Genomic DNA, 4,277 nt, shown 5'->3' with positions numbered 1-4,277 from the left:
CCCCCAAATCGTGGAGGACTCCTCTATGCGGCTTCGGGCTCCGCGACTGCAGCGTTCTCGTAGTCGATGGGGCTGACCATCCCAATCGTGGAGTGCCGGCGGACGTGGTTGTAGAAGCCGTAACACCAGTCAAGCACACCGGCCTTGGCTCCGGCAAGAGTCTCGAAATCGTTGCGTGACAGTACCTCCCACTCCAGGGAAGAGAAGAACGCTTCGGCAGCGGCATTGTCGAAGCATGACCCGACGCGGCCCATCGACTGACGGAGTCCCATCCGACGGCACAGCTTGGTGAACTTGTTGGAGGTGTACGTCGACCCGCGGTCACTGTGGAAGATGACCCGTTCGGACTCCTCGTCACGCCTTATGGCCTGCTTACCGCCTCGGGTGGCCACCGCCATCTCGATTGCTGCACACGCGAGCGGTGCGTCTGGATGCACGCTGGTGGCCGCACCCAGCAATCGGCGGCTGTAGAGGTCGATCACGGTCGCCAGATACAACTTCCCGGCCGCAGTCGGGATCTCGGTGATATCGCCGACCCACTTCTCGTTCGGACGCGTCGCGGTGAAGTTCCGGCGCACCAGATCCGGGAACTTCGGTGCCGTCTTGTCCTGCCGGGTCAGCCCGTTTCGGCGACGGATCCGGCGTGCCACCAAACCCTGCCGGCGCATCGAATCCGCGACCGTCTTCTCGCTCACTGTCCACCCGTCCTCACGCAGGTCCACGTGCAGCCGCGGGGAACCATGCAAGCCCCGCAATGTCATGAACTTGACCTTGACTGCGCGGTCTACCGTGTCGCGCCGATAGTCACGCGCGGTATGCAATCCTGTTGCTGCACCCGGCTTTTGAGAACGCTTGAACCACTTGTAGAACCACGCCATACTCACGCCAAGCAGCGCGCACGTGACCGTATGTGGCACTCGATAGGTGGTCCTCTGCTCTGCGATGAAGCGGGCCAGCATCACTTCGTCGCCTCCTTCACCCACAGGACCACCGATCGTTTTAAAACATCGCGCTCCATCCGCAACTCGGCCACCTCGGCACGCAACCGCTTGAGCTCGGCAGCACTATCGCCGCTCGCCTCATCCTCGCCGCCGCGCTCGGCGCGCGCACGGTTGACCCAGTTGCCCAGGGTGCCCTCGTTGACCCCCAGATCGCGCGCGACCTGGGCGATCGGTTTACCCGTCTCCTCGACGATCCGGACCGCCCCATCACGGAACTCCCGGTCGTACTTCTTCCGCTTCTCAGACATCGTGCTCCTCATTATCGATGCCTCTACGGTTTGGGGGGAACCTCAAATTGGTGGCTGGAACCGGCGTTCTACTCGTTGGCCGCGTTTGTCGTCGTGGTCGCCGCAGCATTGTGGGAAGCATGCACCCAACGCGACGTGGTCACCGCCGCGGCGACTGTGACCGTTCCCTTCGCGGCGCTGGCGGTCCTCGGTGTGGCGACACCTGGCGTGATTCTCGATGACTCCTTGAGCCCGGTTGTGACCTTGGCGCTGGTAGTGCTTGCGGTGGGATTGCGGGGTTGGTGGAAGAGGACAGTGCCCTCGACCGGTCAGCACGGTGTCGGGGATGCCTGACCGCCTGAAGTTCCCGACGCTACATTCCCGCATAGTGTGGTTCGGCGCGGCAGTGCTGGTGGTCGGCGTCGTCATCGCGTGTGTTGTCGCCATACCCAAGGTGCTCCATGACGACCCGTGCGACACCGTGCTCCCGGTTGCATCAGAGCTGGGTTTGAGCCTTTCCGACGACGACGAGGTCGTCGCATGTGCATGGCACTCGAGCTTCACGGATTCGTCTGGGACTCTCACCGTGCGGACGGCGTCGCATGCCACGCGAGAGGCGCTGCTCCGGCGGTCAGGTGTCAGGGAGGAGGTCGAGCGATCGATGGTCAGCGTCAACAACGGCCTGTTTCGTGAGCACATCCGTAGGCCGAATCTCGGACGCAGTAGGCAGGTATTCGTTGCTGCCGTACCCGGGGGCGACCAGTTGACGATCAGTTATGACGAAGGAGTGGAGTCGGGACTCGTACTTGAGGTGTCGGCCTTTCGGGCCTGAACGTCTCTACACACCTTGGGCGAGGACTTCAACCTTCTCGCCACGGAAGGAGCCATGGCGAACACCTGGCACAGCCGCACCCCGACTGCCGAACTCGGCATGGTGGTCGTAGGACTGGTGTCTGCACTGATCGCTATGCAGTTCAGGGAGGCGGAATGGTGGTTCCTGATTTCCCTCCTGATTTCCCTCCTGATCAGCGTGTTCGGAGCGATCGCAGCGGTCGTGACCCTGCAGTTGTCGAAGCTCGGCCCCGCATATCAACTTTCGGGGTTGACGATCGGAATGGCGATGACCGGTTTTAGCGTCTTCTGGTGGGCTGCGCATCGCGGTGAGCCAGAGATCTTCTCGCCCACCCTCTTGGGGTACTTCGGCGCCGGACTGTTGTTGTCATCCGTGGCGACCCTGGCACACCAATTGAGTTCAGCAGGTGACCCACTGTCATCGATACGCCAACCGGAGTAGTCGAGCTGTCGAGCTATCGACCTCTCAGGTCGCGACGAGTGGTCGGCGGCTGCGTCCAGCGCTGTTGCGCGTACGGGTGTCCCACTCGAACGTGTTGAACTGACTGCCGCAATCACGCTCCTGACAGTCATAACTTTGCACCGTGGATTTTGTTGATCTGGGGGAGATCTGATCGTCGTAGGCCACGTCGATCAGTACTTCACCTCCACAGTCGAGGCAGCGCTCGTGGCTCCTCAGGTAGTCATGATCCCTCATGGTGGCGCCTCTCCTGAATTGGTAAGTAATGCGTCGCCCCGCGAATTCCAGCTACCTATGTCTATCGCTAAATATCGAATAGCGTTACGAATTGTCTTTCTGGTGTCGAATTCTAGTTTCCGACGCCGTCGCCGGGCGGCCCATGAAGTGCGTCAGTCGGTTAGTGCTGCGAGCGGACAAGGAATCTTGTTGCGTTAACCTTCGCAGCGCTAACGATATGCGGCGCCATTACTGCGATACGTAGCCCGAAAGTGATGTTGGACAACAGCTTCAGAGAAAGAGCCGGCGCTCTTTGCAGTATCAACTGGGCTGTTTGTTGAAACTCCATCCAGAATAACTTGACTTTGACGTGCATGTAGCGCCTACTTGGGCTCAGGCGGTACATACCGACGGCTCCTTGGAAACTAGGGATGCGTTGGTTTACCCCAGCTCTGGACCTCGCGGGGGGACCTCCTTCTTGACTGCTTGGGTTAAACGTCAGTTCTGTCTGTCCAATACGGTGCAGCCAGCACTAATCAGGGACAGACCGAGCTGAGAACTTCTGCGAAATATGGTGCAGAAGTGGAGATTTATCCCATGTCTCATCACTCGGCGTAGTCGCCAAGCAGATATTTCATAGGACTGGTCCACGCGTATGCGAAAAACCACGCACAGTAGCCGCCACCGTCAACCGCAGAACAAACGTACTAAGAGCTTGCTGATCGCCACCACGTCGGTCGGCGCTCTGTGCTTGGCGGCCATCACTTTCACTGCCACCTCAGCGTCTGCGGCAGCGGTCAATCCAGGTCTGGGAACCGCGACCAGCTTTGGCGTGCTGGCCGGCGCCGGCATCACAAATGAGGGTGTCACGACTGTTGCCGGCGACATCGGCAGTTATCCGAATGGCGCCATCACCGGCCTCGGCCCCGGTGCCAATTCGATCACCTTTTCTGGGGTCAACCACGGAAATGATGCGGTGAGCCTGCAGGCGAAACTCTCAGCTGAGACCGCTTACGCCAATCTCGCCGGCCAAGGGCCACCGATCGACACGGCCGACGACCTCAGTGGGGAAACTCTCGTCGGAGGTGTGTACAACTCTGGCGGAGCTTTGTCGCTCACCCAGAACCTCACTCTGGACGCCCAGGGAAACCCAGATACCGTGTGGGTGTTCCAGACTGCCTCCACCCTCACCGCGGAGGTGAACAGCTCCGTTACGTTGATCAATGGCGCTCAGGCCTGCAACGTCTTTTGGCAGGTGGGCTCTTCGGCCACGCTGAAAACGAACACCGACTTCGTAGGCACCATCATCGCCCGAGCCGCCGTGAACATGGGGACCGGCGCTGACATCGACGGCCGCCTGATCGCCCTGGACGCATCGGTGACGCTGTTGGGCAATGACATCACCCGGTCGCCCTGTACGCCGCCGGTCACGACCACGACCACGACGCCGGACGAGACGACTACGACCGACGAGACGACTACGACCGACGAGACGACTACGACCGACGAGACGACTACGAC

General features: G+C 60.6%; 6 protein-coding genes. 4 read left to right on the top strand and 2 right to left on the bottom strand.

Features of this window, described 5'->3' with window-relative positions; translation table 11 throughout:
* Nucleotides 1-23: 23 nt before the first annotated feature.
* Nucleotides 24-962, bottom strand: a complete 939-nt coding sequence (locus BFL43_RS08120; RefSeq protein WP_084889697.1) for an IS3 family transposase — start codon at nucleotides 960-962, stop codon at nucleotides 24-26.
* Entirely contained in the window at nucleotides 959-1,249 is a 291-nt protein-coding gene (locus BFL43_RS08115) for a transposase (protein ID WP_084889699.1), read from the bottom strand. Before BFL43_RS08115 ends, BFL43_RS08120 begins: the two co-directional genes overlap by 4 nt.
* A 30-nt stretch (nucleotides 1,250-1,279) precedes the next feature.
* On the opposite strand from BFL43_RS08115, the gene BFL43_RS08110 reads away from it, so the two are divergent.
* From BFL43_RS08110 to BFL43_RS08090, 4 genes are all read left to right on the top strand, one after another.
* Nucleotides 1,280-1,582, top strand: a complete 303-nt coding sequence (locus BFL43_RS08110) for a hypothetical protein (protein ID WP_084892062.1) — start codon at nucleotides 1,280-1,282, stop codon at nucleotides 1,580-1,582.
* The gene (locus tag BFL43_RS08105; protein ID WP_084892061.1) at nucleotides 1,575-2,060 is read left to right on the top strand and encodes a hypothetical protein; all 486 of its coding nucleotides are present in this window, start codon (nucleotides 1,575-1,577) and stop codon (nucleotides 2,058-2,060) included. Before BFL43_RS08110 ends, BFL43_RS08105 begins: the two co-directional genes overlap by 8 nt.
* A gap of 54 nt (nucleotides 2,061-2,114) precedes the next feature.
* Nucleotides 2,115-2,522 (top strand): hypothetical protein, encoded by a 408-nt coding sequence (locus tag BFL43_RS08100; RefSeq protein ID WP_143695183.1) that lies wholly within the window; start codon nucleotides 2,115-2,117, stop codon nucleotides 2,520-2,522.
* Nucleotides 2,523-3,471: 949 nt separating this feature from the next.
* Nucleotides 3,472-4,277: ice-binding family protein (locus BFL43_RS08090; protein ID WP_168176570.1), on the top strand; the 806-nt coding region annotated here is incomplete at its 3' end.

Origin of the sequence: Williamsia sp. 1135, from assembly GCF_002095395.1 — a bacterium.
Classification (GTDB): Bacteria; Actinomycetota; Actinomycetes; order Mycobacteriales; family Mycobacteriaceae; genus Williamsia.
The sequence above is the reverse complement of the archived record's forward strand: the minus strand, read 5'-3'. Positions and strand labels throughout refer to the sequence as shown.

What these genes read in the sequence shown, in the direction of transcription:
- BFL43_RS08115 (WP_084889699.1), bottom strand. Translation starts at nt 1,249, where the DNA reads ATGTCTGAGAAGCGGAAGAAGTACGACCGGGAGTTCCGTGATGGGGCG.
- BFL43_RS08105 (WP_084892061.1), top strand. Translation starts at nt 1,575, where the DNA reads ATGCCTGACCGCCTGAAGTTCCCGACGCTACATTCCCGCATAGTGTGG.
- BFL43_RS08100 (WP_143695183.1), top strand. Translation starts at nt 2,115, where the DNA reads ATGGCGAACACCTGGCACAGCCGCACCCCGACTGCCGAACTCGGCATG.